The organism is Musicola keenii, from assembly GCF_014855505.1.
Taxonomy (GTDB): domain Bacteria; phylum Pseudomonadota; class Gammaproteobacteria; order Enterobacterales; family Enterobacteriaceae; genus Musicola; species Musicola paradisiaca.
This window is the reverse complement of record NZ_JAAWVW010000045.1, coordinates 1-3,937: the sequence shown is the minus strand read 5'-3', so window position 1 is coordinate 3,937 and position 3,937 is coordinate 1. Positions and strand designations below refer to the sequence as shown.

At 35.9% G+C, this 3,937-nt stretch carries 2 protein-coding genes and 1 pseudogene; 2 read left to right on the top strand and 1 reads right to left on the bottom strand.

What is annotated here, in order from left to right:
* Positions 1 to 836 precede the first annotated feature (836 nt).
* Positions 837 to 1,554, bottom strand: a pseudogene (locus HEP82_RS19670) (IS3 family transposase); the annotation flags it as partial.
* Positions 1,555 to 2,059: 505 nt separating this feature from the next.
* Here HEP82_RS19670 and HEP82_RS19665 point away from each other — a divergent pair.
* Positions 2,060 to 2,974, top strand: a complete 915-nt coding sequence (locus HEP82_RS19665) for a glycosyltransferase family 2 protein (protein WP_192459590.1) — start codon at positions 2,060 to 2,062, stop codon at positions 2,972 to 2,974.
* Positions 2,975 to 2,986: 12 nt separating this feature from the next.
* Positions 2,987 to 3,895, top strand: a complete 909-nt coding sequence (locus HEP82_RS19660) for a glycosyltransferase family 2 protein (RefSeq protein ID WP_192459589.1) — start codon at positions 2,987 to 2,989, stop codon at positions 3,893 to 3,895.
* The last annotated feature ends 42 nt before the right edge of the window (positions 3,896 to 3,937 follow it).

Below are 3,937 nucleotides of genomic sequence, written 5' to 3'. Positions count from 1 at the left end.
ATATATATACCTGAAAAAACCTTTGGTTCTAAGGGAATGTAAGCTTATTTTTCCTTCAATTATTCTTTCCGTCATCTCGTTAGTCTTGTTATTTTCTAGTGCGTCATTCATGTTTTTATTGTTATCGATGTTTTTGTTTTTGGCTCTCTATAAATTTTCGATAAAAATTATTTTTTTGGGTAGCTCGTGTGTTATATTTTTAATGTTTTTTTATCAAGATGAAGTTTCAATCTTCATTAATGATACATTTTTAAATAAAATATCAATATTGTATTCTGATAATCTAATTGGTTCTGCTTTAGATAGAAAAACGGTCTATCTATCGGTGATAAATGCAGTATGCCAGTTTCCTTTCGGTATAGGGTTTGGTGTAGCACCGGAGGTTGCGTCTGCTAGTGGATATTATTTTAATATAAAATTGTTTGCAGGACAGGTAAGTCTTTATCTGATGTTTTTGCTTTCAGGCGGTGTCTTATCGTGTTTATTTATTTTTATATGGATATTAATTAAACTAAAAAAAGTCTTTTCTTTAAAGAACGATATAAAATGGTGTCTACTGACGATATATTTTTGTATATTGATGCATTATTCAATCATCTCTGAGTACTGGATACCTTTTTTTTGGTACACAATAGCTCTTCTATCTGAGCTAACTACAAGGTATAAATCCTAGTTTTAGGTTTTTTTATTTAGTTTATAATGAAATAACCTATAACTAGTATATACCAGTGATCACTAAAGATGCTTGGTTTTGTCATGCAAGATGATCGTGCTGTTAAGATTAAAATATTTATCACCGATTGATCTAATCCTACTCACGTAATGTGGACTCCATCCTAAGCGAGGTTCTGGTTTTCATATTCCGAGCTAAGACCGACACAAGCACTGTGGCGTGACCAGCGATTGTAATCACACTAGAATAATTAAACACAGTTGCTCACATTATTTCCCGGCTGATAAAGCGTTCCCCCTGGATGCATTCCACTTTCAGTGAGTGGAAAAACTTTCCACGCAGGCGTTATCGTAGCAACAACCCTTTGCACTCATGCTGCCATGCAGATTATGCCGTTGCAGCAGGCTCTGGTAATCTGCTGAATAGTACCGTCCGCTACGGTCGGTATGGACAATAACGTTTTTGGGTCGCTTACGAAGCCAGAGCGCCATCTGTAACGCATTGCAGGCCAGTTGCGTCGTCATTCGTGACGGCATCAACCAGCCTATAACGGCTCGTGACCACAGGTCAATCACCACCGCCAGATACAGCCTGCCCTCATCCGTGCGAAGGTACGTGATATCGCCTGCCCACTTCTGGTTCGGGCCGCTGGCGATGAAGTCCTGCTTCAGCAGGTTTTCCGATACCGGCAGACCGTGTTCGCGGTAGTTGACCGGGCTGAATTTGCGGCTGGCTTTTGCCCGTAATCCCTGACGACGCAGGCTGGCAGCGATGGTTTTAATGTTGTACTCCGGCAACTCATCAGCAAGGCGCGGCGCACCATAGCGCTGTTTTGCTCCAGCGAATGCCTTACGAACTGCTTCATCGCAAATGAGCCGGAAATGCAGATATGGTATTATATTAGTTCATCAGATTTATCTGCGGAGACGTTTTCTTCAGCAACACGAGGTCGCTAGTCTATAGATAATAAGTTACATCGGCGCCTGGAAGCTATGAAGGAATACAATTCTCGAATAAGAAGAGGCGATGAAGCTGAATTATTTTCAGGGACAATATATATTGTGATAAATATATTATCAGCGAATAAAATACTCTAAGCACACCTGTGGAGAAAGATGCGTAGCGAGGCGATAGGCCGGATTATCTATATCTTCTATCTCGTGCAAGTCTTTATGAGCTGTGGGCTTTCATAATACTTCTCTGACTACAGCTACCTTTAGATTATTTAATGTTCGTGCTTCAGTATCCATACATTTAATCTAATAATCTAACTATGCAATGTGAAGTATTGTTCACTGATTTTATTTTTTTCTTCATTAATTATTTTTTGTAAAATTGCCAATTTTGAGTAAGATTATTACTCATTAATAATGTAAAGGATCTGTAATGCGGTTTTTAATATCAACAGCCAATTATTTCTCAGATCAAGATACCTATGATTTTTTGGCTAGACTATCTGATTTTTCAGAGCAAAAGACTATACACGAATTTAGTGTGCAGCTATTTGATAACTCAGCTTCAATGGTGAACTTAAATGAAAGTGATTATGGTAATTTGAATCTTTCAATAGTAAAACCAAAGCGTAATATTGGTCTCGGCCCGACATGGAAAATATCATTGTCAACAATGAATAAGTGCAAAGATTATGATGCATTAATTCTGGTTAATAATGATACTGAGTTTTGTGATGGATTTTTTGATGAGATTCTTTTTGCTGTAAATAAAAACGACAATTCCATATATGGCCCATATATAATGTTAGAGGATGAAACCCCATGGTCAAGTGGAGGTCATTTTGGACTATTACCATGGATTGTTAAGCATCATGCACAGAAGCGAGATAAATATGACGAAAGAATAATAGAAACTGAGCACGTTAGTGGTTGTTGTTTAATAATACCCAGGAAAGTAATACTGAAGAATTATCATGCGTTTTCTGGTGTTTCTGATTTCTTTTTTAGAGGGGAAGAGTGGTTTTTAAATAAGAAACTAGCAGATTCTGGGGTGAATAGATTTTTATTGAGAGATGCTATCTTAATTCATAAAGAAAATGGGTCGCATAAACGGTTTTCCCCTGAACATATATACTGGGCTATTCGAGCGAAAATGCTTTTTATTAAAAAACTAAACGGAATTCAGTATTTTCTTTCTTTTTTGACATATAGTGTTCATGTTTTTACAAAAGGATTCATATTTTACAAAATACACTCTGGGCTATCTGGTGGTAATGTCATGAAAATGATTTTGATGGGTTATTTTCATGGGGTGAAAAAGCGAGTCATACGTAGTTATGATTTATAATGGAAATGGATTATGCAATTAGGTATTGTAATTCTTAATTATTTTTCTCATAAAAAAATCGAATCTTTGCTCTATTCTATTTATCCTCAAATGTTTGAAGGTGAAATTGTTATTGTTGATAACAGTGAATGTAAGAAAGAGTTTCTTTCGCTAAAAAACATTGTGGAAAAATTCAAAGAAATAAATGTTTCGATTGTTGAATCCCCGTGTAATGGCGGTTTTTCATTTGGTACAAATTTAGGTATTAATAATTTATCCGACAAGTCTACGCATGTTTTTATATTAAATCCGGATACTATTTTAAAAAATGACGCACTAAACTATCTTAATCGAGTTATAAATGTATTCCCTGATGTAATTATTTCCCCCAGAGGAGAGCGGATGGATGACCATAAGGATTGGTCATTTGGGGGGAGATTGCATTATGTTAGAGGGCGATGTGATGTTGATTCTCAAAATAAAAAATTCACTATATGTAGTGAGTTTGGAACATGTGCAGCTGTAATTGTCCCTATGGCCTTTTTATTAGAATATGGACTTCTTGATGAGGACTTCTTTCTTGGAGGGGAAGAATGGGAGCTCAGCATACGAATGAGGCGGCATGGGGCTGTAATAATAACACCATCTAAAAAGATATATGAGCATGAGATCAGTGGGACTCATAAAAAATATGGGCTGCCATTTTTATATATGGGCCATAGAACAAAGGTATTATTTATGAGAAAAATGTTCCCCAACACTTTTTTGTTATGGATGATGATATATATGTTGGTTTTTCCTTTCATTGTGATTAACTATTTGGTTAAGCAGAAAATATTTTCTATTAAGTCATTCGTTGTAATATTCAAGGCTGTTATTAAATCATCCTTGAAAATGAAAATTACCAAGGATGAGTTTTTTTCCTTAGGGAATATTAAATGATTAAGGTTTTGCACTGTATTAATCACATGAAAACATTCGGGG

Coding starts and splice junctions, on each gene's coding strand:
- HEP82_RS19660 (WP_192459589.1), top strand. CDS start 2,987: ATGCAATTAGGTATTGTAATTCTTAATTATTTTTCTCATAAAAAAATC.
- HEP82_RS19665 (WP_192459590.1), top strand. CDS start 2,060: ATGCGGTTTTTAATATCAACAGCCAATTATTTCTCAGATCAAGATACC.